Genomic DNA, 675 nt, shown 5'->3' on the forward strand with positions numbered 1-675 from the left:
CTGGCGCCTTGGTTGCCCGCCACGTCGGTGTAGCTGTTGGCCACGCTCATGACGTTGCTGGCGTCTGCCGTGCCTGCGGTGGGCGTGAAGCTGCCCACCCAGGTCTTGCCGCCGTCGGTGGTGGCCAGGGTGCTCAGCGTGCCGTTTTCTACAGCCACGTCGGTGTTGCCAAAGCCGGTGACTTTTTCACTGAAGACGATGGTCACTTGTGCGCTCTCGCCTGCCGTCAAGGCGTTGTCGCTCAGGGTGATCGTGGCCGTGGGGCCTTGGGTGTCTACGGCGTAGTTGCCGCTGGCTGCAGCCGATCCGGTGTTGCCGGCCAGGTCGCTGTAAGCGCCGGGGTTGACGCTGATGCTGTTGGCGGCTACTTCCACATTGGCGTTGGGCGTGAACGTCGCGGTCCAGGTGGTGCCGCCGTCGGTGCTGGCCAGGGTGCTGAGCGTGCCGTTGGGCGCTGTCACGTCGGCGTTGCTGAAGTCTTGGACCGCTTCGCTGAAGGTGATGGTCAGCTGGGCGCTTTGTCCGGCCGTGAGGCTGGTCATCGGCGCACCTTGGGCGTCTTGGAGGGTGACCACGGCCGAGGGGGCCTTGGTGTCTACGCTGTAGTTGCCGCTGGTGCCCACGGCTCCAGCGTTGCCGATCAGGTCGCTGTAGGTGTTGGCCAGCGTGATGACG

The 675-nt window shown here is 65.6% G+C and carries 1 protein-coding gene; it reads right to left on the minus strand.

Annotated features, from left to right (window positions below):
• Window positions 1-675 (minus strand): Ig-like domain-containing protein (locus H663_RS41945; RefSeq protein ID WP_240620614.1); only part of this gene is annotated, 675 nt, incomplete at both ends.

This window comes from Limnohabitans planktonicus II-D5, from assembly GCF_001270065.2.
Lineage (GTDB): Bacteria > Pseudomonadota > Gammaproteobacteria > Burkholderiales > Burkholderiaceae_C > Limnohabitans_A > Limnohabitans_A planktonicus.